Annotated in this window: 24 protein-coding genes, 1 tRNA gene and 3 pseudogenes; 15 read left to right on the top strand and 13 right to left on the bottom strand. The window is 68.9% G+C overall.

Annotated elements, in window-relative coordinates; genetic code table 11:
- Window positions 1-54: 54 nt before the first annotated feature.
- The gene (locus OH735_RS15550; RefSeq protein ID WP_406382126.1) at window positions 55-249 is read right to left on the bottom strand and encodes a hypothetical protein; all 195 of its coding nucleotides are present in this window, start codon (window positions 247-249) and stop codon (window positions 55-57) included.
- Window positions 250-553: 304 nt separating this feature from the next.
- Between OH735_RS15550 and OH735_RS15545 the strand changes: the two genes are divergently transcribed.
- Window positions 554-1531, top strand: coding sequence for a helix-turn-helix domain-containing protein (locus OH735_RS15545; protein ID WP_406382125.1), 978 nt, complete (start codon window positions 554-556; stop codon window positions 1529-1531).
- A gap of 103 nt (window positions 1532-1634) precedes the next feature.
- Window positions 1635-1952, top strand: a pseudogene (locus OH735_RS15540) (methyltransferase, FxLD system); the annotation flags it as partial.
- A 16-nt stretch (window positions 1953-1968) separates the two neighbouring features.
- Here OH735_RS15540 and OH735_RS15535 read toward each other — a convergent pair.
- From OH735_RS15535 to OH735_RS15525, 3 genes are read right to left on the bottom strand one after another with little or no spacing between them, the layout of a single operon-like run.
- Window positions 1969-3189 carry a cytochrome P450 gene (locus OH735_RS15535; RefSeq protein ID WP_406382124.1) on the bottom strand — a complete coding sequence of 407 codons (1221 nt, stop codon included), beginning with the start codon at window positions 3187-3189 and terminating at the stop codon, window positions 1969-1971.
- A gap of 12 nt (window positions 3190-3201) precedes the next feature.
- Window positions 3202-4593: an NAD(P)/FAD-dependent oxidoreductase gene (locus OH735_RS15530; RefSeq protein WP_406382123.1), complete on the bottom strand. Its 1392-nt coding sequence runs from the start codon at window positions 4591-4593 to the stop codon at window positions 3202-3204.
- The gene (locus OH735_RS15525; RefSeq protein WP_406382122.1) at window positions 4590-4817 is read right to left on the bottom strand and encodes a ferredoxin; all 228 of its coding nucleotides are present in this window, start codon (window positions 4815-4817) and stop codon (window positions 4590-4592) included. Before OH735_RS15525 ends, OH735_RS15530 begins: the two co-directional genes overlap by 4 nt.
- Window positions 4818-5262: 445 nt before the next feature.
- Here OH735_RS15525 and OH735_RS15520 point away from each other — a divergent pair, with 445 nt between their 5' ends.
- The gene (locus tag OH735_RS15520) at window positions 5263-6102 is read left to right on the top strand and encodes an SDR family oxidoreductase (protein WP_406382121.1); all 840 of its coding nucleotides are present in this window, start codon (window positions 5263-5265) and stop codon (window positions 6100-6102) included.
- A gap of 41 nt (window positions 6103-6143) precedes the next feature.
- On the opposite strand, the gene OH735_RS15515 is transcribed toward OH735_RS15520, so the two are convergent.
- A complete protein-coding gene (locus tag OH735_RS15515) occupies window positions 6144-7961 on the bottom strand; it encodes a glycoside hydrolase family 15 protein (protein ID WP_406382119.1) in 1818 nt (605 codons plus the stop codon).
- Between the two features lie 317 nt (window positions 7962-8278).
- Here OH735_RS15515 and OH735_RS15510 point away from each other — a divergent pair, with 317 nt between their 5' ends.
- Together OH735_RS15510 and OH735_RS15505 are read left to right on the top strand one after the other, a co-directional pair.
- Complete coding sequence (locus tag OH735_RS15510; protein WP_406382118.1) at window positions 8279-8827, top strand: SigE family RNA polymerase sigma factor; 549 nt, start codon at window positions 8279-8281, stop codon at window positions 8825-8827.
- The gene (locus tag OH735_RS15505) at window positions 8824-9774 is read left to right on the top strand and encodes a hypothetical protein (protein ID WP_406382117.1); all 951 of its coding nucleotides are present in this window, start codon (window positions 8824-8826) and stop codon (window positions 9772-9774) included. The genes OH735_RS15510 and OH735_RS15505 overlap by 4 nt, the downstream gene beginning before the upstream one ends.
- Before the next feature lie 52 nt (window positions 9775-9826).
- Here OH735_RS15505 and OH735_RS15500 read toward each other — a convergent pair.
- Window positions 9827-10006 (bottom strand): annotated as a pseudogene (locus OH735_RS15500) (hypothetical protein); the annotation flags it as partial.
- A gap of 86 nt (window positions 10007-10092) precedes the next feature.
- On the opposite strand from OH735_RS15500, the gene OH735_RS15495 reads away from it, so the two are divergent.
- Window positions 10093-10239: a hypothetical protein gene (locus OH735_RS15495; RefSeq protein ID WP_406382115.1), complete on the top strand. Its 147-nt coding sequence runs from the start codon at window positions 10093-10095 to the stop codon at window positions 10237-10239.
- 76 nt (window positions 10240-10315) lie between these two features.
- Window positions 10316-10726 (top strand): tyrosine-type recombinase/integrase, encoded by a 411-nt coding sequence (locus OH735_RS15490; protein ID WP_406382114.1) that lies wholly within the window; start codon window positions 10316-10318, stop codon window positions 10724-10726.
- Window positions 10727-11059: 333 nt separating this feature from the next.
- Here OH735_RS15490 and OH735_RS15485 read toward each other — a convergent pair whose 3' ends face one another.
- On the bottom strand, window positions 11060-12337 hold the full coding sequence (locus OH735_RS15485) for a M20 family metallo-hydrolase (protein WP_406382113.1): 1278 nt from the start codon (window positions 12335-12337) through the stop codon (window positions 11060-11062).
- A gap of 160 nt (window positions 12338-12497) precedes the next feature.
- Window positions 12498-14180, bottom strand: coding sequence for a thiamine pyrophosphate-dependent enzyme (locus tag OH735_RS15480; RefSeq protein WP_406382112.1), 1683 nt, complete (start codon window positions 14178-14180; stop codon window positions 12498-12500).
- Window positions 14181-14519: 339 nt separating this feature from the next.
- Between OH735_RS15480 and OH735_RS15475 the strand changes: the two genes are divergently transcribed.
- From OH735_RS15475 to OH735_RS15445, 7 genes and pseudogenes are all read left to right on the top strand, one after another.
- Window positions 14520-15881: an MFS transporter gene (locus tag OH735_RS15475; RefSeq protein ID WP_406382111.1), complete on the top strand. Its 1362-nt coding sequence runs from the start codon at window positions 14520-14522 to the stop codon at window positions 15879-15881.
- Complete coding sequence (locus OH735_RS15470; protein ID WP_406382110.1) at window positions 15878-16303, top strand: RidA family protein; 426 nt, start codon at window positions 15878-15880, stop codon at window positions 16301-16303. The genes OH735_RS15475 and OH735_RS15470 overlap by 4 nt, the downstream gene beginning before the upstream one ends.
- A complete protein-coding gene (locus OH735_RS15465) occupies window positions 16300-16953 on the top strand; it encodes an RraA family protein (RefSeq protein ID WP_406382109.1) in 654 nt (217 codons plus the stop codon). The genes OH735_RS15470 and OH735_RS15465 overlap by 4 nt, the downstream gene beginning before the upstream one ends.
- 34 nt (window positions 16954-16987) lie before the next feature.
- A complete protein-coding gene (locus OH735_RS15460; protein WP_406382107.1) occupies window positions 16988-18370 on the top strand; it encodes an NAD-dependent succinate-semialdehyde dehydrogenase in 1383 nt (460 codons plus the stop codon).
- A gap of 43 nt (window positions 18371-18413) precedes the next feature.
- Window positions 18414-19616, top strand: a complete 1203-nt coding sequence (locus OH735_RS15455; protein ID WP_406382105.1) for a PucR family transcriptional regulator — start codon at window positions 18414-18416, stop codon at window positions 19614-19616.
- A gap of 294 nt (window positions 19617-19910) precedes the next feature.
- Window positions 19911-20150, top strand: a complete 240-nt coding sequence (locus tag OH735_RS15450; RefSeq protein WP_406382104.1) for a hypothetical protein — start codon at window positions 19911-19913, stop codon at window positions 20148-20150.
- Window positions 20151-20397: 247 nt separating this feature from the next.
- Window positions 20398-20711, top strand: a pseudogene (locus OH735_RS15445) (ATP-binding protein); the annotation flags it as partial.
- Window positions 20712-20761: 50 nt separating this feature from the next.
- On the opposite strand, the gene OH735_RS15440 reads toward OH735_RS15445, so the two are convergent.
- The 3 genes from OH735_RS15440 to OH735_RS15430 form a co-directional block, all read right to left on the bottom strand.
- Entirely contained in the window at window positions 20762-23509 is a 2748-nt protein-coding gene (locus OH735_RS15440; RefSeq protein WP_406382102.1) for a caspase family protein, read from the bottom strand.
- Between the two features lie 13 nt (window positions 23510-23522).
- Window positions 23523-23879, bottom strand: coding sequence for a hypothetical protein (locus OH735_RS15435; protein WP_406382100.1), 357 nt, complete (start codon window positions 23877-23879; stop codon window positions 23523-23525).
- 412 nt (window positions 23880-24291) lie between these two features.
- Window positions 24292-24364 (bottom strand) — tRNA-Arg (locus OH735_RS15430).
- A gap of 505 nt (window positions 24365-24869) precedes the next feature.
- Between OH735_RS15430 and OH735_RS15425 the strand changes: the two genes are divergently transcribed.
- Entirely contained in the window at window positions 24870-25016 is a 147-nt protein-coding gene (locus tag OH735_RS15425) for a hypothetical protein (RefSeq protein WP_406382099.1), read from the top strand.
- 31 nt (window positions 25017-25047) lie between these two features.
- Here the strand turns inward: OH735_RS15425 and OH735_RS15420 are convergent, their stop codons facing one another.
- Both OH735_RS15420 and OH735_RS15415 read right to left on the bottom strand, forming a co-directional pair.
- Window positions 25048-25446, bottom strand: a complete 399-nt coding sequence (locus OH735_RS15420) for a hypothetical protein (protein ID WP_406382098.1) — start codon at window positions 25444-25446, stop codon at window positions 25048-25050.
- 134 nt (window positions 25447-25580) lie between these two features.
- The gene (locus tag OH735_RS15415; RefSeq protein ID WP_406382096.1) at window positions 25581-26096 is read right to left on the bottom strand and encodes a hypothetical protein; all 516 of its coding nucleotides are present in this window, start codon (window positions 26094-26096) and stop codon (window positions 25581-25583) included.
- Window positions 26097-26101: the final 5 nt, after the last annotated feature.

Genomic DNA, 26101 nt, shown 5'->3' with positions numbered 1-26101 from the left:
GGGCAGGGCCAACGATCGCAGACCGTTCGCCAGTAACTGCCCCGCTCCGTCGGTTCAGCCCCGTCGGTTCAACCCGTTGGCCCGCTCCCGCTTGTACCCGATGAAGTCGGCCCTGTCGCGCGGGGACGGCAACCCAGCAGTCCAGATCGTGGGCACGCGCCGCACTCCGGCGATCCGGCCCAGCGCCCGCTCGTCCAGGGCCGCCAGGGCACGCCGAGCTGTGGAGCCGGAGGCCAGGGCACCGAACACCGGGGCCTGGTGGAGCTGCAGCTGCTCGGCCTCGAGCAGGTTCGCCGCCCCAGCCCCATCGCGCAGGCCACGCCCGCTAGGAACTCGGCACGGTCGCGCCAGGCACCGCTCCCGCCCGGCAGCACCCGCCCGAGCACGGCGGTCAGCCCGAGCCGGTCCGCACACGCCCTCAGCAGCACGGCCCCGCGTGCCCGACCAGCCCCTTCCCGTCGGCAGCCACAGACAGCCGCTGGTTTGCTAAACAGCCATCAGGGAATCAGACCCAGCTGAACAGGCAGGGCCGGCAAGCAGGCGGAGGAGCACCATGTTGTCAGACGTGCTGGGACTAGCCCCCGCAGAGTCGGAGATCTACGGCACGCTCATCTCGGTAGCGTCCGCCACTCCCGCCGAACTCGCCGGGTCCGTCGGCCGCGATGCCCGCCAGGTCGAGCGCATCCTCGGCATGCTCGAAGGCCGGGGACTCGCCACGCGCAGCCTCAGGGACACCACCCGGTTTGTGGCCTCCCCACCGGCGGCGGCGCTGCGGGCGCTCCTGGTCCAGCGACAGAACGACCTCAGGCTGGCGGAACTCGAACTCGACTCCCTCGACGAAATCTACCGTGCGGCCGCCGCTAGGCGCGGCGTCGGAGACGTCATCGACGTGATCCACGGCGCCGAGACCATCCGCGAGCGCCTCGGACAAATACAACTCGGCGCACAGAAAGAAATCATGAACCTCGTCAAGGCGCCAGTCTTTTCGGTCGGCAACATGACCGACGGCGCGGCCATCGCGCGCGGAGTCCGTTACCGCGTGATACTCGAACGCGCGATGCTCGACGAGGGAGCCCCGTCGTTCGACGAGATCGTCCAGGCACGGGCCGCAGGAGAGGAGGTCCGAATCACTGAGACGGTGCCACTGAAACTCTTCATCGTGGACCGCGAGTTCGCCGTTGTTCCACTCCTCGGTTCGGCCGATGCCGCAATGGCGGAAGCCCTGATCGTGCACGCGAGCAGCCTGCTCGACGCGCTGATAGCACTCTTCGAGTCCGAATGGGGGAAAGCGACGCAGTTTGTCACCTCTGCAGGTGCTTTGCAGAACGCGCCCGCCATCGATGATCTGGATGCACAAATCCTCAGCCTGTCGCTGACCGGCCTCACCGACAAAGCGATCGCCGCCCAACTGCACAGCTCCCTGCGGACGGTGCAGCGCCGGATCCGGCACCTGATGGACGTCGCGAAGGTGCAGAATCGCATGCAGTTGGGCTTCCACGCGGCACGGCTGGGCTGGCTCGAAGCCGAGTGAGCCGGCAACCGGACCAGGGCCCCGGCGTTCGGTCCGGATGTCCGGGTTCGGCATGGTCGGTGATGGTGGCGCCCCCGAACACAGACGAACACGGGCCTTGTGCGACTGGTTCGAGCAGGGCGACGTCTGGGCGAAGATCGCCGCACTCCGGCCGGTCACCAGTCCTCTGCCACCCGAACGAGTCGCCGAACTGGCCCCGGCCGCGCGGCAACTCATGACCACCGATGCCCGCAGTCTCTGCCGCCCGGACGGTCCACTCCACGCGCACGGCGCATGGGTGACCGCCTTCGAACGGGCAGGAGCCACACTCGCCGACCTTGCAGGCTGCGGCGCGTTCACCCGCGGCCTGCGAGCCGTCATGGCCGTCCTGTTCTTCGTGCTCGGCCTCAAGCTCCTGGGCGACGGCATCAGCATCCTCGCCACGTGAGATCGTCGCGCTAACCGTCGCCCTGCTCGATGTGCAGATGGATCGGCCCGCGCAGAACGGGGCTGCGCCGGTACGGTGGCGGGTCGGCGACCAGCCTGGGCCGGTCGAGGCGGCGTACCAGCTCGGTCAGTGCGATTTGGGTTTCCCTTCGGGCCAGCGGGCCGCCGAAGCACAGGTGAATGCCGCTGCCGAAGCCGAGGTGCTGGTTGTCACGCCGATCGGGGTCGAAGCGGTCGGGGTCGTGGAAGCGGTCCGGATCGCGGTTGCCCGAGGCCAGCATCAGCATGATCTGCGAGCCCTTGGCGATCACTGTGTCGGCGACAGCGATGTCGCTGTACGCCGCCCGCCAGGGAATGATGTGCACGGGCGGCTCGTAACGCAGCAGTTCCTCGACCAGCGGTATGACGAGGCCCGGTTCGTCGCGCAGGCGCTGGAGCACCTGCGGGTGGCGCAGCAGCGTCAGCATGCCGTTGGTGATGAGGTTGACGGTGGTCTCATGGCCGGCGATCAGCAGCAGGTTGGCGGTGCTGACGATTTCCTCGTCGGTCATCCGCCCGTCGGGCCCGTCGTCGTTGGCCAGCCGTGACAACAGGTCGTCGCCCGGCCGGCCGTGGCGTTGCTCCAGCAGCCCGCCGAGGTACTGGCGCAAGTCCTTGCGGGCCTGCACGCCGTTGTCCAGTTTTTCCTTCGGATCGGTCTTGGGGTCGTAGTCGATCGAGTTGATGATGTCGTTCACCCACAGATGGAACCGCGGTTCGTCCTCGCGTGGCACGCCGAGCAGGTGGCAGATCACGGTGACGGGGAACGGGTAGGCGAAGTCGTCCACGACGTCGATCTGCTCCTTGCCCGCAAAGGCGTCGATCAGGCCGCTGACGGTGGCGGTCAGGGCGGGTTCCATGCCGGTCACCAGCCCCGGGGTGTGCGGGGGGCCGAAATGGCGCATCGCCATACGCCGCAGGCGGTCGTGCTCGGGCGGGTCGAGGTTGATGAACGCCGGCGTGGTCTGCTCCTCGGCTCCGGCCGTCGGATGCGAGAGATTGCGAGTGTCCGAGCTCAGGTGCGGGTTGTGCAGGATGTCCGCGATCTCGCGATAGGTACTGATGACGTAGCTGCCGTCCTCCTGCCGGGCCACCGGTGTCTTGCGCAGTTCGGCGTACAGCGGATACGGGTCGGCTCGTGAGGAGTGGTCGAGGACCCGGCGCAGCAGGTCGGGCGTCTTGGTCGTGGTCATCTCGCTTCCCTCCTACCGGTGCTGGCTCGCGGCCGTGACGCGTCGCTCGCCCGGATCGTGGCCGGTGACGACGACGGTGGCGCCCTGGGCGAGCAGGACGGGTCCGGGGAAGTCGACGGGCACCGGTTTCATGTCGGCGGGCCGGTCGGGCGTGGGACAGGGAGGCGGGAAGGGTGCGGCCGTCTCGATGAGCGTCCGGTAGTGGTCCAGCCACTTCGCGTTGTTGAAACTCACTGCCGCGGTGACGCGGCCCCGGTAGCCGTATGCGGCGACGAAGCGGTGGTCGGGCACCGACCCCTGGGTGACGACCACCTCGTCGGCGAAGGTCGGCACGCCGACGGACTTGATGTTGACGCCGAACTGGATCGACCAGAACAGCGGAATGGACAGATGGGGCCAGCGGTCCGCCTGGGAGCTGACCATGTTGTGCGCCGCGACCTCGGCCTGCTCCACTGCGTTGGCCCAGTGCTCCAGCGAGATGAGCCGGTACTCGTAGATCGGGTTCGGGCAGCGTGCCACGTCTCCGGCGACGAAGACATCGTCGGTGACGAGGCCGTTGAGGTCGAGGGCGCGACAGCCCGTGTCGCAGGCGATTCCCCAGACACCCGCCGCCAGTCCTGAGCCTTGCAGCCACTCGGTGTTGCGGATGCCCCCGAGTGCCACCACCGCCACGTCGGCGTCGATCGTGGTGCCGTCGTCGAAGTGAGCGCGGCGAAGCCGCCCCTGCGCGTCGCCCTCCAGTCGGGTCACCTTGACACCGCAGCGCAGATCTACACCGTGAGCGCGCTGCATGTCCGCCGCAACCTCACCGATCATGGCGCCGAGGGCCCCGACCAGCGGGGCCGGTGCGAGTTCGGCGACGGTCACCGGGATGTCCCGTTCGCGGCAGATCGAGGCGATCTCGGAGCCGGTGAATCCCGCACCGATGACCAGGACGCGGGAGGGGCCGGCGGCGAGGGCTCGCTGCAGGCCCTCGGCGTGTTCGCGCGTACGCACGACAAAGACCCCGTCCAGAGCCGCCTCGCTCTCGACGAACCAAGGCCGGGCCCGGACCCCGGTGGAGATCAACACCCGGTCGAAGGGGACGTCGCGTCCGTCGGCGAGACGCACGTGGTTGGTCCTCAGGTCCAGCCCGCCGGCAGGCACACCCAGCAGCCACTGCGCATCGATGTCACGACGTCGCGGCAGTTTGGTGCTTTCGGCCGGCACCCACCCGGTCAGTACCTGCTTGGACAGGGGAGGCCGGTCGTAGGGCTCGCCCAGCTCGTCGCCGATCATGGTCAGCGATCCGGTGAAACCCTCGTCGCGCAGCGCCTCCGCGGCCCGCAGTCCCGCCAGCGACGCCCCGACAACCACGATGCGGCCATCGCGCTTGAACGCTTGCAGATTGTCGGCGCTGGTCATGACGGCGACGCCTCCGCCGGTGCGTCCGGTCCCTCCAGTTGGTCGACCAGAATCGCTTGGACGGGGCAGGCCGCCGCGGCGCGCAGCACCTGGTCGCGCTGGGCGTCGTCGGCGTTCGGGTCGTACATCAGCGCTTCCTCGCCGTGCATCCGGAATGCGTCCGGAGCCAGGAAGGCGCACTGCGCGTACCCTTCACATCGGGAAAGATCAACGACAACTCTCATCCCGACCTCCACAGGGACTACAAGCTGCGGGCCCGGAAGCCGGCGCCACTCGGTGCGCAAGGAGCGCAAGGAGCACACGGCGCGAGAGAAGGCATGTAGCCGTTGCCCAGCTCCGCGGACGCGAGGAGATGCACCGCGCTCGTCGGGTCGCCGCAGAAGGTTGGTTATCGCGTACAAGGCGACTGGCGGGCAGAACCGCCCAGAAATCCTCCACCTTCCTGTCAAACAGCGTATCCCGCACGTACTTTGCCCGCACTCCGGGAAAGGCTGCGCTGCCGATCGGCTCCGGCGTCCCATGTCCCCGAGGCCCGGTCGCGTTCGACCGATCGGCGCAATCTGTCCGTGCCCGGCGTGTGGCCTGGGCTTTCGGATGGTTCGGTGTCTACGGGAGCCGACCTGACTCACATGCGGTCGTGAGGTCAGCCAGTCGAGGAGGAGAACCGGCGTGAGCGTGACTCAGGGAGCCCCGCAGGGCGTCGTTCCCTCGCATCTGCTGAAGGGCCAGAAGGCACTCGTCACCGGCGCGAACTCGGGCATCGGTAAGGCGACGGCCATCGGCCTGGGGCGTGCCGGAGCCGACGTGGTCGTGAACTACGTCGCCGGGCGCGAGGAGGCCGAGCAGGTAGTCGAGGAGATCTCCGGGTTCGGGGTGCGCGCGATGGCGTACGAGGCCGATGTGTCCCAGGAGGACCAGGTCGTCGCGATGATCGATCGGATGGTTCAGGAGTTCGGGACCATCGACATCCTCGTGGCCAACGCCGGGCTGCAGCGCGACGCTCCGTTCACCGAGATGACGACGGCCCAGTGGCAGAAGGTGCTGGACGTCAACCTCACCGGCCAGTTCCTCTGCGCGCGGGAGGCGACGAAGGAGTTCTTGAGAAGGGGGGTCGTCCCCGAGGTGTCGCGCGCGGCCGGGAAGATCATCTGCATGAGCTCGGTGCACCAACTCATCCCTTGGGCCGGCCACGTCAACTACGCGGCCTCCAAGGGCGGCGTGCAGATGATGATGGAGACGCTCGCCCAGGAGCTCGCGCCCCATAAGGTCAGGGTCAACGCAATCGCTCCAGGAGCCATCAGGACGCCCATCAATCGCAGCGCCTGGGACACTTCCGATGCCGAGAAGGACCTATTGGAGCTGATTCCTTACGGGCGCGTCGGTGATCCGGAGGACATCGCCCGCGCGGTCGTCGGGCTTGCCTCGGACCTCATGGACTACGTGGTGGGTACGACTCTCTACGTGGACGGCGGCATGACCCTCTTCCCCGGCTTCGCCACCGGCGGCTGAACCGCTACGGCGGCCTCGAGCGGCAGGCGCGACCTTCGTTCTCAGTCGCGCTGCTGGTCGAGGGCGTTGTCCAGGGTGGTGGCGGCCATGATCAGGGACAGATGCGTGAAAGCCTGCGGGAAGTTGCCCAACTGCTCGCCACTGGGGCCGATCTCCTCAGCGAACAGGCCGACGTGGTTGGCATAGGTCTGCATCTTCTCGAAGGCATAGCGCGCCGGACGAATCCGCCCGGCGCGAGCGAGAGCGTCCACGTAGAGGAAGGTGCAGAGACTGAACGTGCCTTCGGAGCCCCGCAGACCGTCCGGGGAGGCCGCAGGGTCATAGCGGTAGACAAGGCTGTCCGACACCAGCGTGCGTTCCATCGCGTCCAAGGTCGACAGCCAGCTCACCGTCCTGGGCGCCAGGAACCCGACGCGCGGAATGAGCAGCAGCGAAGCGTCGAGGACATCGCTTCCGTAGTGCTGGACGAGGGCCTGCTCCTTCTCGTTCCAGCCCCGCTCCATCACCTGTTCGAGGATGGCGTCGCGAGCCGCGGTCCACCGAGGAGCGTCGGCCGGACGGCTGTGCTCTCTCGCCAGGCGCAGCCCCCGGTCGAAGGCCACCCACGTCATCACCCGGCTGAAGGTGTAGTCCTGGCGCCCGCCACGGGTCTCCCAGATGCCTTCGTCGGGGCGGTCCCAGGAATCGGCGAGCCAGTCCAGCGTCCGCGCGAGGTTCTTCCAGCCGTGGTAGCTGCCTCCGATGGCGACCTCACGCCCCTCCGACAAGGCGTAGAGCGCCTCCCCGTAGATGTCCAGCTGCAGCTGATCGGCCGCCGCGTTCCCCAGCCGCACCGGATACGAACCCCGATAGCCCTCGAAGTGCGAGAGAACCTCTTCCGGCACCTCGGGGTCTCCGTCGACGCGGTACATGATCTGCAGCGGCTCGCCACCGACGCCCTCCCGGGCCTGGAGGCGGTCGCTCATCCAGTGCGTGAACTGGGCCGCCTCCTTGGCGAACCCCAGATCGAGCAGGGCACGCACGGACAGGGAGCCGTCGCGGACCCAGGTGTAGCGGTAGTCCCAGTTGCGTTCACCCCCGATCTGCTCGGGCAGGCCCATGGTGGCGGCGGCGACGGGAGCACCTGTGGGTGCGTAGGTGAGCAGCTTGAGCGTGATGGCCGAGCGGTGCACCACCCCCGGCCACCGGCCGCGATACCGGGAGGAGTGCACCCAGTGCTGCCAGAATTCCACCACGTCCCAGAACTGCTCCATCGCCGAGTCCGGGGTGACCGGCGGCGGAGGGTCACCATCGGGTCCGCCGACGGTGAACACCGCTGCGGCCACCTCACCCGGCCTCAAGGTCACCGCACCCCGCACGTCCCTGCCGTCCTGCTGCAGGGGGAAGGTGCTCTGCAGAAAGGCGGTGACGTTCGGTGCATGGAACGTGGCGGTACCGTCCTGCAAGTCGAGATGGTGGGTGGCCCGGCCGTAGTCGAAGCGCGGACGGCACTCCAAAGTGAAGCGCACCGTTCCGCGCACCGCCCGCACTCCGCGCGTCAGCACGTGCCTGTCCGTTGGGGTGCCGGTGCGATCCGGTGGCATGCAGTCGAATACCTCGCCGACCCCGTCCGGCGACATGAACCGCGTAACCAGGACTGCGGTGTCGGGGTAGTAGAGCTGCTTGCAGGTGGTGGTCCGGCTGTCCGGCGCGAACAGGAAGTAGCCGCCGCGGTCGTGGTCGAGCAGGGCGGCGAAGACACTGGGCGAGTCGAACCGGGGAGCCGCGAACCAGTCGACGACCCCCTGGGACGACACCAGAGCAGCGGTCTGTAGGTCGCCGACGAGGCCGTGGTCGGCAATGGGCGGGTAACGGTCCATGACCATCTCGCTTCCCTGATGCCCCTGATGCCCCTGATCCCACTGTCCGCCCTGTGCGACGAGGCTGCCATGGGATGCGGCACGAGGGGCGAGCGGTGCGACGGCCGGCGTCAGGAGGCGAGGGTGCTCGCCGAACTCGACAAGCTGCCCGATCTGCCTGGCCGCACCTGCCGCCTCATCCGCGCCTGCTGGGACCTCGACATTTCGGTCCCAGCTGATGGTTGTCAGTGGCCCCGCTCACCTGACCGACGAGGCACCGGATCCCGGGCAACCGAATCCGCCGAAACTGTGGTCTGGAGGGCGAGGGAGGGTGCTTGATGCAGGCCAAACAAGAGGCCGAGTTCCAAGAATTCGTCAGAGCGCGGTGGTCCCATCTCGTACGGACCGCGTATCTGCTCACGGGCGATGTGCACTACGCCGAAGACCTGACTCAGACGGCGCTGGCCAAGGCGTACCGCTCATGGCGGCGCGTCTCGCGCAGCGACAGACCGGAGGCGTACGTCCGGCGGATACTGGTCAACTGCAACAACGACCGGTTCCGCAAGCGGCGGGTTACGGAGGCTCTGACCGCGGCGCCGCCGGAGGTGGCCGGGCGCGACGAGGCCGTCTCGTGGGCCGACGAGCGCAGCGCCCTGCTCACGGCGCTGGCCGGACTGCCGCCGAAGCAGCGGGCGGTGATCGTCATGCGCTACTGGGAGGACCTGTCCGAGGCCGAGGTCGCCGAGGTGCTCGGCTGCTCGCCCGGCACGGTCAAGAGCCAGGCGTCCAAGGCGCTGGCGAAGTTGCGTACGTATCCGGGGCTCGCGCAGGTCGTGGACGAACCTGTCCGCAGCCGAGTGTCGTCCGGGCAGGAAGGCAGCAAGTGAACGAGGAACAGAAGCAGCAGGGGACGGGAACCAGCGGGGACTTCGAGGAGCAGCTGCGCGAGCTGCTCGCCGAGGACGCGAACACGATCCGGCCCGCGCCGGTGCCGTATCCGGCGATCCGCCGCTGGGGCACGGTCGAGCGGCGACGCCGGGTGGCGGCGACCGGGGCGGCCCTGGTGACGCTGGCGGCGATGCCCGTGGGGGCGTACGCGCTGGCCGACGGGGATGCGGGTGGGAACACGGTGGCATCGACACCGCCGCTCAGCGCCACACCGCGGACGTCGGCGACGCCGACACCGACGCCGTCCGCGTCGCCGGCGAGGCCCGCGCGGCCGGCCACGGAGGACCAGCTCCTCGACGGGATCACCTTCGGGCAGGCCGTCGACGGGCTGAAGAAGTGCCTCGCATACGACCAGTCGCACACACGCGGCCCGGCCGGCTTCCGCACGGACTTGGGCGCGGCCGAGGAGTACCGGATCATCCTGGCGATGAACAGCATCGGCGACTCCAACGCGCCCGGCGATGGCATGTACGTCGTCGCGGTGAAGGAGCAACCGAAGCAGACCCGACTGATCTGCAACGTGAAGGACGGCAAGGCGAACGGCCTCAACGCCGGCGTGGGTTCCGACGATGTGCCGGGCGCCGGCCCCGTGATGGCCGACATCAACGGCGGCAAGCTCTACCAGCAGTCGGTCCTCGACCGCGGCAACTGGAAGCTGCCGTTCAGGTGGGGTGTCATCGGCACCGTCGAGCCGTCAGTGGCCCGGGTGACCGTCTCCTACGGCGGCGCCACCAGCCAGGCCGCCCTGGACCACGGCTGGTTCGTCGCCTCTGGTGTCCTGAACCAGCAGGTCGCCGTGGCCCCGCGCATCAAGGGTTATGACGCCGACAGCAAGCTGGTCTACGACTCCGACAAGGACAAGAACTACGAGAAGCGGTTGCCGTAGCGCCACCCGGCCGGCCAGGGCGCCGTACAGGGGGCGGCGCCCCGGTTTTCGGTCAGCGGTGCGGCACGAGGGCCCTTCTGGCTCGGTGCAGATGTGGCAATCCACACCGAGCCAGAAGGCCCCGCTGCGAACCGCTGAGGTTCAGGGCCTCGATGATGCGGCGAAACGTCGTGTGGGTGACTTTGCGGGCTCGGGCTTCGGCCTCGAACTGGTCGAGCTGGGTCCAGATCGCGGCCGACCGACCGCACCCGTGAGCGGAACGAGTCGGTGATGCGGCTGCACATCCTGCCCACCTTCGGGGCGGGAACTGAGGCTGACGTGACGACTGCTCGCGTACGGAGCCGGCGCGGCAAGCTGCTCACGGCCGGCACCGGCGGGCCGATGGCCGTCAAGGCGTACCAGCTGTTGCGCGCCCCTATGAACACCCCTGCGGCGCCGGGACATCGATCCGGAGGGGCGGGCTGACCGCCACTGTTCGCCGAGCGCAAGCCGAGCTGCAGGACGGCCGGCTCTTCGACAGGAGCCGAAGTCCGCGGCCGGGGTGCGTTCCGTCTCTTTCCCGGCCGAACTGCTCGACGAGGTGATGCGCAACCTGGAGCAGTTCGCCGCTCCCGGTCGTGACGGTCAGGTCTTCGTGGGGCCCCAGGGCGGGCAGTTACGACGCAGCAACTTCCGGGACGACTGGGCCAAGGCCCGGAAGGCTGCGGGCGTCGCTGGCGAGCCGCACTTCCACGTTCTACGGCACACGGGCAACACACCGGCCTCCACGGCCGGGGCCAGTACGCGTGAGCTGATGACGCGGATGGGGCACAGCAGCTCGCCGGCCGCGCTGATCTATCAGCACATGACCAGTGACCGTGACCGAGCCATCGCCGACCGGCTCGGGGCCATGATCCGGGGCGGTGGGGGAGCGGCTTCGGGCTCCTCCGAAGAGGGCGCCGAGCGGACGTAGTGACACACGTGTGGCACGGCCTGGACAGCGAAGGGCCGACCTGGGAGGCCCCCCTGAGCCGGCCCTTCTGTCTGTGCCCCCGGCAGGATTCGAACCTGCGACACCCGCTTTAGGAGTTTTCCCGGGTGAGGGCTGTGACCTGCGGAAACAGTGGTTGCAGGGTGCCTGGCCCGGGAAAACGCCCTTCTGCACTTCTCACGTGTTCACGGGGCTTCCCGGCCTCATGTGTGCTGAATCCGTTGCGCTGGAAGTTGTGCGGTGTCGGCTGTGAGGAGCCGGACCGCGTCCACAAGGACCGCGCGGGAGAGGCGTAATCAGTTTCTGCCCCGCGGGTCACCGTGTGCCGTCCAGAGCACCCGACATGAGCCGGCGGACCACCTCGGTCAGCAGATCGGTGCCCGCGCTGATGTCCTGGTCGTTCGTGAACTCGCCCTCGTTGTGGGAGATTCCCTCGATGCTGGGCACGAACAGCATGATCGAGGGCGCGACATCCTTCATGTTCACCGAGTCGTGTCCCGCGATGGTCATCATGGTCTGGTGGCTGAGCCCCAGTTCGTCGGCTGCTTGGGCTGCGAGCTCGACCCCGGCCGCCGGGAACTGCGCCACGCCCCAACCGTGTGTCTGAACCTGCTCGATGGTGACCGACGCACGCTCCTCGATGCCGGGGATCGACTCGGCCAGCTTCTTGGCCGCCGAGTCGAGAAGCGCTTCGTCGGGCGAACGCAGATCGACGTGCATGCGCACCTCGCGCGCGACCACCACGGGAGAATTGGGTTCGATGATCATCTCGCTCACCGAGGTGTGCAACGGGATGTCCGTGCTCTGCTCGGCCAGTTCGCGCACCGCCACGACGAGGAGCGAGGCGCCGAACAGGGCGTCGCGTCGGTCCGCCATGATCGTCGATCCGGTATGCGACTGCTCGCCGCGAACCACGACCTGGTACTTGCGTGCCGCCCAAGTGGCATCCACCAGGCCGATCGTGATCCCCTTGTTCTCCAGGTCGCGGCCCTGCTCGATGTGGATCTCGGCGTACGCTGCCACGTCCGGCCCGGCGTAGTCGCCGATCGTTCCGATCTCGCGGAGAGCGGCTTCGACCGTGGTGCCCGCAGGATCGGTCGTCGTGAGGGCGGTCCGGGCCGGCAGCTTCCCCGTGAACACCGAGCTGCCCATCATGCTCGGCTTGAACCGGGAGCCTTCCTCGTTGAACCAGTTGACCACGGCCACGTTGTACTTCGGTGCGGCGTCCGCGACGCCGTACCGTTCCACGGCCCGGTGCGCGGCGTGGGCCGAGGCCAGGACGCCGTACGCACCGTCGTAGCGGCCACCGAGCGGCTGGCTGTCCAGGTGTGAGCCGGTGAGGACGTACGGGGCTCCGGGTGTGACGGTGAAGAGACCGAACTGGTTGCCGACACCGTCGTAGCGCACTTCGGCGCCGCGGGCGGTGAGCCACCGGTGGAGCCAGGCACGCTGTTCTGCGTCGGCGGGGGTGGCAGCCTGTCGGTCGACCCCACCGCCGGGTGTGGCACCGAACGCCGAGAGAGTCGCGAAGTCCTCCAGCAGGGTGACGTCGTGTGCGGTCGGAGCCGTGGAAGAGGTGGCGGGGTTGCTCATGATCACGTCCTGTCGGGTTGCGGGGTGGGGTGCGGGAACGCGTCCACGGAGGGAGGCGGGTCACCTTGGCGGAGGCGGGTGGGGCGCCGGCGATCGTGGGGCGGCGCGGGGGTCATCGGGCGGGTGGCCTCGCGGCTCATCGGGCGGGCGGCTTCGGGGCTCAGGCGGCGGTCGCCGGAGCCCGGACCGCCGGGTCCTGGATCAGGTGCAGCACGGCCGGGAGGCCGCTCGCGCGGGCCCGCCGGAACGCCTCGCGGAAGTCGCGGTGCGAGGTCACGGTCTCGCCGTACGCACCGTACGAGCGGGCCCATGCCGCGAAGTCCGGGTTGGTCAGCTGGGTGCCGGACGGGCGGCCCGGGTAGGCGCCCTCCTGGTGCTCGCGGATCGTCGCGTAGCAGCCGTTGTCGACCACCAGGGCGACGAAGGCGGCGCCGTGTCCCACTGCGGTGGCCAGTTCCTGACCGTTCATCAGGAAGCAGCCGTCACCCGCGACCGACACGACCTCGCGTCCGGGGAAGGCCAGCGAGGCCGCGACGGCGGCCGGTATGCCCATGCCCATGGCGCCGTTGCGGGGGGCGACGAGGGAGGCCGGGGCGCGGTGCGGGAGGTAGCGGGCCGGCCAGAGGGCGTGGTTTCCGGCGCCGTAGGTGATGACGGCGTCGTGGGTGAGCTCCTCCCGCAGCACGCCCATGACCGCGGTGAGGTCGACGTAGGTGTCGTGGGTGTCGTCCTCGGTCGGCTCGGAGGGGGGAGTGGCGAAGCGGGCCTGGGTGTCCACGGCCGCCCCGAACCACGCGGCGTCGGCGTCCGGCGCCGCCGGCGTGGTGACGAGGTCGAGGACGAAGGCGGGCGCATGGGCCGCGACGAACTGGTCGATGCGGCCGCAGTGGCCCTGTGCGTCGCCGGGGAGGACGAGCACCGTCTCCGAGTCGAGGCCGCGGGTGTATCCGTCGCTGAGCACGTCACCGCGCGGTGCGCCGAGGAAGACCGTGAGGTCGGCCTCGTCCAGCAGGCGGGCCGCGTGGTCGCCACGGCCGTAGCCGAGCGAGCCGGCGTAGGCGCCGAGGCCTTCGAGGTCGTGGGGGACGGCGTCGTAGGCGCGGAAGTCGGCGAGGACGGGGATCGAGTGCCGTGTCGCCCAGCGCATGAGTTCCTGGCCGCTCTCCGCGGTCCAGCCCTCTCCGCCTACGACGACCAGGGGCCGCCGCGCGCGCTCGAACCGGCGCACCAGCTCCTTCAGCTCCGCTTCTGCGGCGCCGGGCCGCGGCACCGCAAGCGGCCGAACTCCGAGGGCGGGGCCCGCGGGGAGGGTGAGTACGTCCTCGGGCAGGCCGATCACCACCGGGCCGGGCCGGCCGCTGCGGGCCACGTGGACGCTCTCCGCGACAACGCGGGCGGCGGCGGTGGGGTCGTCCAGCATGACGACCTTCTTCGCCGTGCTGCCGAACCACCCGCTGAGGTCGAACTCCTGGAACGCCTCCCGGCCGCGGTCGGGCACCGGGACCAGCCCGACGAAGAGGAGCATCGGGGTCGCGTCCTGGTACGCGGTGTGGACGGCGATGAAGGCGTTGGCGGCGCCCGGCCCCCGGGTCACCATCGCCACCCCGGGAAGGCCCGTCAGCCTGCCCTCCGCCAGTGCCATGAAGCCCGCACCGCCCTCGTGCCGGGTCACCACCGTCGAGATCGACGAGTCGTGCAGGCCGTCCAGAACGTCGAGGAAGGACTCACCGGGAACCCCGTACACCCGCCGGACGCCCTCGCGCTCCAGCTGCGCGACGATCAGATGGCCGGCGGAGAGGGGGCGTTCGGGGGAGTCGGTGGGTTCGGGTGCGACGTTCGCCATCGGGGGTCTGTTCCTTCTCTTGAGGCCGCGGTTGCCCGGCCAGTGTTGCTTTCGAGGCGGCCGGAGACACGGGGCAAAGGCCCCCGGATAGCGGCGCTGCGATGTGCAGATGAACAGGCGTGGGCGAGGGGGTCAGGTCCGTAACACGAAGTTTTCATCCGGAATTCGGAGCGCGACGTGGCGCATTGGTCATGTGCACAGTCGCCGCCCCGCTGCGGTGTGCTTCTGCTCCTTGTGGTCGGCGAAGTCGTCGATGCACCGTTGGCCAACCGGACGGCGCCCGCTCAGCCCCCAGTCCCCCAGACGATTCCTCGGCTCAGACCTCAGACCGGAGTCCCCATGACCGCTCCCGCTTTCCCGCCGACCACCGGCAGCCGGCTCGACGCGACGAAGATGCGCAGGATCTCCCTCGCCAGCATGGTCGGCACCACGGTCGAGTGGTACGACCTGTTCCTGTTCGGCACCGCCTCCGCGCTGGTCTTCGGCAAGGTGTTCTTCCCCGAGTTCGACGGGGCCGTAGGCACGATCCTCTCGTTTCTGACCTTCGCCTCCGCCTACCTGGCGCGCATGGTGGGCGCCGTGCTCTTCGGCCACTTCGGAGACCGTCTCGGCCGCAAGTCCATGCTGCTGATCTCCCTGACGGCGATGGGCGTGGCCACCTTCGCCATCGGTCTCGTGCCCGGTTACGCCACCCTCGGCGTGGCCGCGCCCCTCCTGCTGCTCGGCCTCCGCGTGGTGCAGGGTCTCGCGCTGGGCGGCGAGTGGGGCGGAGCCGTACTGATGACCGTCGAGCACGCACCGGAGAACCGACGCGGATTCTTCGGCTCCATGGTCCAGATCGGGGTGCCGATCGGAACGCTGCTCGCCAACGGGGCTTTCCTGCTGGTCGCCTCGACCACGAGCACCGACGCGCTGTACTCGTGGGGCTGGCGGATCCCCTTCCTGGCTTCGGCGATCCTCGTCGGGATCGGCTTCTACATCCGGCTCCACATCGAGGAGACGCCGTCCTTCCAGGCGGTCCGGGAGGAGGGCGTCAAGGCCAGAATCCCGTTCTTCGCGCTGATGAGCCGGTACTGGCGCCAGGTGCTGCTGGGCGGCGTAGCGACCCTGTCCACGGGGTCGACCTTCACCCTGATGGTGGCCTCCGGCGTGAGCTACGGGACCAACGACCTCGGACACTCCAAGAACCTGATGCTGTGGGCGGTCATGGTGTCCTGCGCCATGGCGTTCCTGGCCATCCCGTACTTCGGCCGGCTGTCCGACCGGGTGGGCCGCAAGCCCGTTATCTACGCGGGCATCGCGGCGGAGGCCGTACTCGCCTTCCCGTTCTTCTGGCTGCTGGACACCGGATCGGCGCTCGGGGTCTTCGTTGCCTACGCGCTCATGATGCTCGCGTTCTCCGCCAACTACGGCCCCATCGCGACCTTCCTCGCCGAGCTCTTCGGCACCCGGGTCCGGTACTCGGGCCTCTCGGTCGCCTACATGCTGTCGGGCCTGCTGGGCTCCGCGGCGACTCCGGCCGTCACCGCCTGGCTGCTGTCGGCCACCGGAAGCAGCTCCTCGATCGCCTGGTACGTGCTCGGCGCGGCGTCCTTGTCCCTGCTGGCCCTGCTCCTGCTCGCGGAGACCCGGTTCGGGGACATCGACGAGCCGGGCGTGGAGTCCCGGTCCGCCGCGCGCCCGATCGGGGCGGTCGCATGAGCACAGCGACAACGGCGGCAACAGCGACAAATGGACGCGGGATCACGCGGATCGACTCGGCGCCGGGCGTCCCGGCCGCCGTGGGCCCCTACGTCCAGGCGACGTCCGCCGGTGGCTTCGTTTTCACCACCGGTCAGATACCCGCCGCCCCGGGGCAGTCGAACGGCACCTTCGAGGACGACGTGCACGCGACGCTGCGCAACCTCGAAGCCGTTCTCCACGCGGCGGGTTCGGATCTCGACCACATCGTCAAGGTCAACACCTATCTCAGCTCGCCGGACCAGCTCGCGCCCTACAACCAGGCGTACGAGGCGTTCTTCGCCGACCGCCGGCCGGCGCGGACGACGGTCTGCGTGGGGCTGTGGGGCGTGTCCCTGGAGATCGACTGCATCGCGGTGGTCAAGGAAGGAGCGGGGGAGTGAGGGTCACCGCCGCCCCCGACCAGGCCGGACTCGCACACGGGGAGTTGCTGGAGCGCCTCCGGCGGGTGGACCTCCCGACGCTCGGCCATTTCCTGGAAGAAGGCTTCGTCGACTCGGCCGTCCGGCGACTGGGCCGGCCACGGCGGATGGCCGGTACGGCCGCCACCCTCGCCCTCGACGCCCCGGACGCCGTGGCGGTGAACCGCGCGCTCGTCGCGCTGCGCCCCGGCGAGGTGCTGGTCGTCGACATGCGCGGCGACCACACCCACGCGCCGATCGGCGCCGTCACGGCAGCGGCGGCGCGAGCGCGCGGGGCTGCGGGCATCCTCGTCGACGGAGTGGTGACGGATGTGGACGCGCTCACGGACCCGGCCTTCGGCCTGCCGGTCCACGCCCGGGGCACCAGCTGCCTGACCACCAAGAGGCTTGACGGTCGGGGCGGGCGGCACCAGGTGCCCGTGGACATCGGCGGCGTCCGCATCGCGCCGGGGGACATCGTCCTCGGCGACGCCAACGGCGTGATCGCCCTGCCGCCGGCAGCGCTGGCCGCCGTAGCGCACAAGGCGGAACTGTCGGACGCGGCGGAGCCGGAGCTCCTACGGCGGATCCGCGCGGGCGAGGACCTCCGGACGCTCCTGCACCTCGGCTGATCCACCTTTGGCTATGCGAAGGAAGAAGGCACGCGTGACGGAATACAAGATCGTCGACCCGGCCACGAACGTTCTCGTGCGGCGGTACCCGACGTCGGACGACGCCACGGTCGACCGCGCGGTCGAGGCGGCGGCAGCGGAGTTCACGGCCTGGCGGCGACGCCCGGTCAAAGAGCGGGCCGACGCCGTACTCGCCGTGTCCCGGGAGTTCGAGAACCGGCGGGAGGAACTGGCCGCGATCATCACCCGCGAGATGGGCAAGACCACCCGCGAAGCCCTGGGTGAGGTGGATCTGTCGGCGGCGATCTTCGCGTACTACGCGGAGCACGGCCCCGACTTCGCCGCCGACCAGCGGCTCGACATCCGCGGCGGCGACGACGTGGTCGTACGGTCCGAGCCGCTGGGCGTGCTGCTCGGCGTGATGCCGTGGAACTACCCGTACTACCAGGTCGCCCGCTTCGCGGCCCCCAACCTCGTCCTCGGCAACACCGTCGTCCTCAAGCACGCCCCGAACTGCCCCGAGTCGGCGCAGGCCATCGAGGACATCATGCGGGCGGCCGGACTGCCGGCGGGCGCGTACATCAACGTGTACGCCACCAACGAGCAGGTCGCCCGCGTCATCGCGGACCCTCGGGTCCAGGGAGTGTCGCTCACGGGCTCGGAGCGGGCCGGGCGAGCGGTGGGCGAGGTCGCGGGCCGCCACCTCAAGAAGTACGTCCTCGAACTCGGTGGCTCCGACCCCTTCGTTGTCCTTCCCGACGCCGACCTGGAGGCCGCCGTCGCCGCGGCCGTCGAGGGCCGGATGGGCAACGCGGGCCAGGCGTGCACCGCCTCGAAGCGGTTCATAGTCGTAGACCCTCTCTACGACCGTTTCCTCGGCGCCTTCACGGACGCGGTGCGGGCGTTGACCGTTGGAGACCCCACCGACGACGGCGTCTCCTTCGGTCCCCTCTCCTCCGAGGAGGCCGCCCGGGCCGTGATCGCGCAGGTGAACGACGCGGTGGAGCGGGGCGCGACGGCGGTGACGGGGGGCAAGCGGCCGGCCCGCGAGGGTGCCTTCGTCGAACCGACCGTCCTCACCGGGGTCACCCCCGGCATGCGGGCGTACCAGGAGGAGATCTTCGGCCCGGTCGCGGTCGTCCACCGTGTCCCCGACACCGCGACGGCGATCCGCCTCGCCAACGACACCCCGTACGGCCTCGGCAGCGTCGTGTTCGGCCGCGACCTCGCCGCCGCGAAGGCGGTCGCCGACGCGCTCGACGTCGGCATGGTCTCGATCAACGGCTCCTCCCGGACCCAGGAGGACCTCCCCTTCGGCGGGGTCAAGCTGTCCGGCGTGGGGCGGGAGCTGGGGGTGTACGGAATGGCGGAGTTCGTGAACCGGAAGGTGATCCGCGTACGCGGCCGAGCGAGCTGACTCGGCGTTTCTACCCCGGCGGGGACGAGGCACGATGGAGCACATGCACACCCCGACTCCGCACCTGGCCGCCCTGCCCTCGCCGGACCCGCATGTCGTCGCTCTGGCCCGCGAGTGCCTGGAGGAGATCGACAGCCTGGTCGACGAGTGGGCCGAGTACGTGGGGCCGGTCCGCGCGTCCTACTCGGACCTGGTCTCCCGGCACGAGTTCCGCGACAGCGCCTGGCAGGCGTTCGAGCTCTTGCTGCGCACCGTCGCGCAGTTGCCGGTGCCGGAACACATCGTCGGCGTCTCCGAGCGGGTCGGCGAACAGCGTGCCCGGCAGGGCGTTCCGCTGGATGCGCTGCTGCAGGCCGCCCGCGTGGACTTCCGGGTCGTCTGGGCCGCCCTGGTGCGGCGCGCGGGTGAGGAGGGCAGGGCGCAGCTGGTCACCTCCGCCTACTACGTGTGGGAGGCGGTCGAGCGCCACGTCACCGGCATCATGACCGCCTATCAGCGCACCGTCCTGGAGATGGGGCGGCGGACGGAGGACGATCGGCGTCTGTGGTTCAGCCGGCTCCTGGACACCGACGGTCGCAACCCCACCGTGGTGCAGGACACGGCGCGGGCTCTCGGATTCCAGGTGCCCGGGCAGTTCCTGTGCGCGGTAGCGCCCGGAGGCGGCGAGGCGTCGCTACGGGGAGTCGCAAACGCCCTCCGCAACCTCGACGCCCCACTGCAACAGCAGGCGGTCGCCTCGGACATGGTCCTGGTGGTCCAGCTGGGCCCACGCCTCACCCGGGAAGTGGTGCTGACACAGCTGCACGGGACGCCGTGCGGCGTTTCCCGCGTGGTGACCGGACTCACCGAGGTGCCCCGCGCGGTGACGCTCGCGACCGCCACGGCCCGCGTGCTGCCGCCCGACGCCACAGAACCGCACCGGCTGGAGGACAACTGGCTCGACGTCCTGGTCCACCGCGCCGGCGACCTCGGCCGGGACCTGGCGTCCGACGTGCTCGGCGGCCTGTACGCGGGAGTTCCCGCGGTTCCTGCGGCGGAGGCGGAACGCCTGCTGGAAACCGTCCAGGTCCATCTGTCGGGCAGCGGATCGGTGGCCGACACGGCCGCCGCCCTGTACTGCCACCGCAACACGATCCAACAACGCCTCAACCGCTTCGCCGAACTAACCGGCCGCGACCCCAGACGCCCCGAGGACGCGGCCCTGGTCGTCCTGGCCCTCAGCGCGCATCGCCTGCAACAGATGTGACGCCCGGTGCCGGCGCGCAACGCGACGGAGCCGACACCGCCAGGGGAAAGGTCCGCGCCACGTTCGCCGGCCCAGTTCGTCGATCCAGTCGGCGACTCCGAGCTTGCAGCGGCGCCCCGCCCTGCATCGGCTCCGGGGGCGATGCGTTCGACCAGCCGGAGCAGTGGCAAGAAGTGCCCGGAGGGAGCGGCGAGATGCTCCATCCCGCAACGCGTCACACGGCGGTTCGTCGAGCTGTGCGAGGAGATCGGTCTCCCGCCGGTCCGCCTCCACGACTTGCGCTACGGTGCCGCAATGCCGGCCCACGCGGCCGGGGCCGGCCTGAAGGACATCCAGGAGATGCTCGGCCACTCCTCGATCACCGTCACGGCCGACACGCACACGAGCCTGCTCCCTGAAGCGGACCTGGCGATCGCCGAGGCCGCAGCCCGGCTCGTCCCGCGCGCCCGCGCCGACCTCCGAAAACACCGCCCCCGAAGCGGAGGCCGAGCCCGACGACGCGGAGCATCCCGGCCCGGAGTCCGTGCCGGATGATGCTGATCCATTGGGAGAAATTTCGGAGATCAACTCTCCGCCCGCTCACGCACCGCTCACGCATCCGGCGGCCGTGGGTGTCCAGCGGCGGACCATGCTGTGGCGTCGAAGGCTGGTTCTCTCCCGTGGGTGTACCGGGGGAAGTGGCACCCTTCCCAGCCCGCTTGTCACTAACGCGCATGTTACTAACTGTGATGTTAGTACCTGCGGCGGCATCCCAACTTGCCGGGCGGGCCGCGGACAGCAGATCTCGGCCTTGCTGGTGTCGGCGGAGCGCTCGCTCGCTGCGGAGTTCCCCCAACAGGTGCAAGCCCGCACCGTCCTCTCGGCGATCGGCAGCGGTGAGCGGACGTTCTCAAACATTGCACGCGCCGCCGGGGTATCGGGGCGACCCCGCTACAGCGGTCGCTGGGAATCCTTGCGGACAAGCGGGTGATCGCGGCGGAACTTCCCGTGTCCATGCGGCCGTCGAAGGACCGTCGCTATCGGGTCGCGGATCCCTACCTCCGCTTCTGGCTGAAGCTCCTGGGGCCGGCGATGGAGGAGATCGAGCGGGGACGGCGCGGCTCAGCCGAAGCGCCGAGCCAGGGGAGAACGGGAGGCTCCTTCCCTCATCCACCTCTGGCGAGGCGGTACAGGATGTCCCAGCCCTTGTGCGTGATGCGTGGATCTTCGTTGGGGGTGGGGGGCCGGCCCAGAAGGTGCTCCCGGTTTAGTCTGGCGACCGCCTGGCAGGTCTTGGGGCCGTAATGATCGCTCTCGACAACGAGCTGGTCAAGGTATTCGGCCCGCTTCAAAAGTCTCTGCAACTGTTCGACGTCCGCGTGGACGCGGCCGGGCGCAAGGCGCCGCGGGAACGGCGGGACCATGAAGTGCCGGCGGTCGGATTGGAGGGGGATGCTCAGGGCCTGCCCCTCGCGGATGGTGTACGGGACCCGGAGGTCGTTTTCGTCGAGGATGCCCGCCTGGCGCACGCCATAGCGTTTCGCAATGTCAGAGACGGTTTCATCGCGTTTGACGATATACATCACGTGCGTGTGCGCTGATGGCTGGTAGGCGAAGCGCTGCCGTGGCCACCACGGCCACCAGGGCTCCGCGGGCTTGGTCTGCTTCCGTGCGGTGCGCAGGGCAGCTGCGAAGTCCTTATCGCTGGAAGCCCGTTGCTCCAGGTACCGGGCGCAACCGATCTGCGAACGCTCTTCCAGCCCGATGATGAGCTGTGCCTGCGCCGTCATGCTCCACTCGGCGACGACCGCCTTGAGTACCTTGTTGGACAGGGTGTTGGCCTCTGCCTTCTCCAGGCTGTCCACCATCGTGGCTACCTGGTGCACGGGGCGTCCGGTAATGCTGAGTAGCAGTTCCGACTTGTGTGGAAGAGAGCGCTCCAACGCCAAGGCGAGCCGGGCAAAGTCACTGGGCGGGCGGGTCTGCAAAAGATCGGACAGCTCGGAGTCGCTGAGGAACCGTGATCCCGCGTGGTCCAGGTGGCGGAGCATTCCCGCGGCGTGGCCCACGGGGCGGTGGAGGCTTAACCAGAAGATACGATCCGCCGGTCCGTCCTGCCCCGCGGCGTCTAGCTTGGTCACCAGGTAGGCGGCCTGACTGGACGAACACGCTCGGGCCGCGTCGTCCAGCAGCTCTCCCATTGCCTGGTCGGCGATCAGTTGGGTGAGGTGCGAGGTGATGGAGGCGAACTCCTCGACCGTCCGCTCCCGCGCTGTGTCCACGGCTGCCTCCAGCGCGTGCTGGTGCTGGCCGACCGCCAGCAGATGCGCGATGAACTGAGAGACCTCCTCTGTGGACCAGCGCTGTACTGCCAGGAACCGGGCAGTGGCAGCGGCGTCGACCAGCCGATTCGACTGCAAGGCCGCGACCAGTTCCGCCAGGTAGTCGGGGCCGCGTTGGCTCATACCGACCGCGAATATCTGCCGTGCTTCGTGTTCGTACCCTTCCCGCACGAGGACGGAGATCATTTCGGCGGCATCGATGGCGCTGCGACTCTCCGCGACGATCTTGGAAAGGAGGGCTGCAGTGTCTCGCATGTCGTCCACGTACAGCGGCAGGAACAACGCCGTGACGTCGGAGGCCGCGCGGCGCTCGGAGACGGATCGCGCGACCTCGATGAGTAGATCGGTCAACTCGCCATGGGCCAGCTCCTGCATCAGCTGGAGAGTCTCTGCCACGTCCCTTGTCAGTGCGAAACCTGTGAGGAGCACCCGCGCGTGTTCGGCGAGGTCTGCCCGGCACAGAGCCTCGGCAAACTGGACAGCCTGCTGTGTCGGCTGCAACCGCACGGAAAGCTGCAGCAGGCTGACGACACACTCGTCCGCGGACATCGCGTGCAGCAGGTCCACTAGATGCGCGGTTTCCTCCACGGGCCGGGTCAGGAACAGGGTCGGCAACGCTGCCTCGGCTGGGGCACGAAGGCCGGCCTCGAAGAGAGCAGCCAGAAACGGGGCGAGTTCAGCGACCGCTCGTACCTGGAGAGCTGTACGGACGAGGTCGCCAGCGGTGGCCGTGCGTTTCTCGCTCAGGAGGCTCACCGACGCCACTAGCTGGGCGATTGTCGCAGTGCGCGGCGTCGACTCCAGGACATGCAGCACGTCGTGTTGTGCATCGGTCGGGGGCTCGGTAGGCACATAGGCGCTGTTGCGGATAAAGGGGGTGGCGCCCAGGCTGTTGCGGTCCAGGTCCAGCGGCGTGGGCCGACTCCGGGCCTTCAGGCGTCCCCGTACATCGCGGAAGATGACGTTGAGGTCGAGCAGCTCGCCCGCACCCGGCACGCCCTTGCTCAAGGTCTCGATGAGTTCGGCGGTGAAGGCCGTGAAGGTCTCCCCGGGCGGGGAGAGAGCCACGGCCGTTTCTCTCGCCGCGGCCATGACATAAGTGCCGTCCACCTCCGCGAGGTCGATGACCGACTCGGACTGGACGCCGAACGCCCTTGCGCCGTAGCAGCAGTCCAGGATGACGATGCGGCGGGCCGCTCCGGTCGACTCGATGGGGCGCCTGATCCAGTCGTAGGGGACGGCCGTGTCGTAGACGGAAGCATTGTCGCTTTGCGGGACGGCCAGGTGCAGGTCACCCTTGTCGTCGAGGAGACCGTGCCCCGCGTAGTAGATGAGAAGTGTGTCGGTCGCCTCGCGTGCTGCCTTCTGCACGGCCTTCGATACCTCGACGGTGGTGGCCGGGTCGACCAGGGCAGCGCAGTTCTCCGTTCGAAACGGCGAGTCGGGCCCGCACAGCAACGCCCTCAGCGCGGGCACGTTGGCCTGCACGGCGGGCAGATCGTCCAGGTGGGAGTAGCTGCTGGCGCCGACGAGCACGGCCCGTGAACGTTCAGGGCAGGGAAGATCGTCCACAACTCGGCCGCGCCTATTCGAGCCCGAGCCGTTCGAGGAGGACGCGTGCCTCCTCTGGCGAGCCGGTGTTGATCTCGACGGTTGTTCCGTCGGTTCGGCGAACCGTCAGGATGGGCTGTTGCGGTCGTGTGGCGCGCCAGTTGATGAGGCTCAGAGCCAATGACGCGGCGTTGAAGGCTGAACCGAGCACAAGTGAGAGGACATCGATCACCGACCCCTGTGCTCCTGGTACGGGTGGGTTCACTGCCCCTAACTGCGGGGCCGCGAGGCGCCTCGTGTGCCGGTCCGATTGAAGCCACCTGTGCAGCGATCTCAACTCGGCGTCTTTCTCACGGTCGTTCACGCCTTCAACACTGACCTGAACCTGCATGATCCCTCCTTTTCTGCCCCCAGCGTTCATGGTCCACAGACGTCGGCGCCGACGCCCTGGTTCCCGACGGACCGGGGCTTCGGCGTGTTGGCCTCCCTCTGTTACAGGGCGCCGAGCTCGCTCGACGACGGGCTGCGCGGCGCGCCAAAGTAACTCCACGCAACTCGAGGCAGGCCGCTGGCTCCACCGAACTCAGCGCATGACTGCGGCTTCATGGAGCCGTGGTTGTGGGTCTCAGCGTAGGTGGCGGTGTTCGGCGCAAAACCGCTGCGCATAGGTCTGGTCCCCGACACAGCCGATCGGCTCCATCCGCTCACGCACCGCTCACGCAAACGGCCCCGGACGAGGAGTCCGAGGCCGAATAGAGCGCTTCCCTGGCGGATAAACCCCAGGTCAGCGGCGTAATGCGTTGTGCCCCCGGCAGGATTCGAACCTGCGACACCCGCTTTAGGAGAGCGGTGCTCTATCCCCTGAGCTACGAAGGCGGGGGCTTGTCGAAAACCTTGCCGGAAACCCCAGTGGGGAATGCCGGGCGGAGTGAGACAAACTCCCTGGTCAAGCTCCCTTGCGGCGGTGCCGGGACAGGGGTTCGGAGGGACCCTTTCCCGGGCAGGTGCACTGAAGGTCGACTGACCGCTGACAGCCTAGCGGATAAGGGTTACGGAGGTCGCCCCCGTTGCCACTAAGCGCCGCCATGGGTTCATGCCATGCCTTCTGGCCTGGGAGGTTCCGATGAGGTGTATGGGGGCTGGAGCCGGTGTGATCAAGGTGTCGGCCGCCTGCGGGCGGCGCAGGATGTCCGATCTGGCGCGTAGACAGGTGCGGCCGCGGCGCGTGATGCGGGGCGGCGTCTTCGGACAGCCCGTGCAGGGATTCGGCCATGTTCACGGATGGGCGTACACGCCGCCCTCACCTCGCGACACTACTCAGGGCACTTGCCTGACTACTGTTTCTCAGGGGTGGAGGGCGCTTCGGTGCGCAGGACACATCGTGACGATCCTGATCGACACGAAGAACGAGATGAAGACGTCGATCGCGGGCCTCGACGGCCGTGTGAGCGAACTGGATCGGGAACTTCGGGGGGGGCGTTCGCCGATGAGATCGGCGAGCTGCGGGACAACGGCCTCGCGGATTTGAAGGCATCCCAGCAGGAGACGCGGACCAGCGCCTACAACGCGGGCAAGCGCAAGCGGGCCCGCTTGCCCTTTCGGTATTCGAGTTCCTCGACGGGGAGCGGGGTGTAGTGGGTCTGTCCATCGACGGTGATGCGGCGTTCGCAGACCCGGGCCTCGGCGACGTAGAGGTCGTGGGTGCAGGGTCCGTCCTGGTAGCGCTCCAGGGATTGAGGTGGGAGTCCCGCGTACTGGGGGGTGAAGACGAGGAGGCCTTCGGCGATAAGCGGGGCCCGGTGGACACCTCGGAGGGCCTTGTCGTAGGTGACGGCCCGCAGGCCGGGAGCATGCTTGAGGAGATGCCTGATCATCTCGACGAGGGCGGCGCCCTCGGCCTCGCGTTCCGGGTCTTCTTCCTCTGACTTGTGACAGATGGACTCCAGGGCCAGGAACACGCGGCTGTGCGGAGTGTTTGCGAGGCGGACGGCGACGGAGAGCGATGGGCTTGGGGGCTTGGTTCAGCGCAAGTACGAGCGCGTCGCCTTCGAGCGGGAATCCATCACCGTCCCGGGTAAGCCCCGAGCCGACCTCATCGCACCGGGGCATCCGTCTTCGACGCCGTATTGAATGAGACGCTGCGACGCCACAGCCACCTGCTGGGCAGGGCGCCATCTCGGTCGACGCCGCTGATTCGGGCGACCAGCCGCAGCTCCTCGTCGCCCTCGAGCAGGACACCCTGGATGGCCACCGGCGAGCTGTTGACCGAACCTTCGCGCTCACCGAGCTGCTGCCGGACGGTGCGGCCCGCAACGCGGGTCCGGCCCCCTGTCTTGGCTATCGGCCCCCTACGGCACTGGAGGCCAAGGCCATAAAGGTCTTGCTGGACAAGGAGTGGCTGCGTGACGGCGGAAGCACGCGAGCGCTGGACTGGGCGATCCGGGAAGCTGTACCTGAACACCTCGCTTTGGCTCGTGAACGCCTCCTCCCGTTCATCGACCGCACCCGCACTCAGGTCGATCAGCGTCTGAAGCAGGAGATCAGCTACTGGTACGCCCAGGCCGGCAAGTTGGAGCAGGACTCGGCCGAGGGTAAGTGGATCCGACACCGGCC

The sequence above is a fragment of the Streptomyces sp. NBC_01618 genome (assembly GCF_045209435.1).
GTDB lineage: Bacteria > Actinomycetota > Actinomycetes > Streptomycetales > Streptomycetaceae > Streptomyces.
The sequence above is the reverse complement of the archived record's forward strand: the minus strand, read 5'-3'. Positions and strand labels throughout refer to the sequence as shown.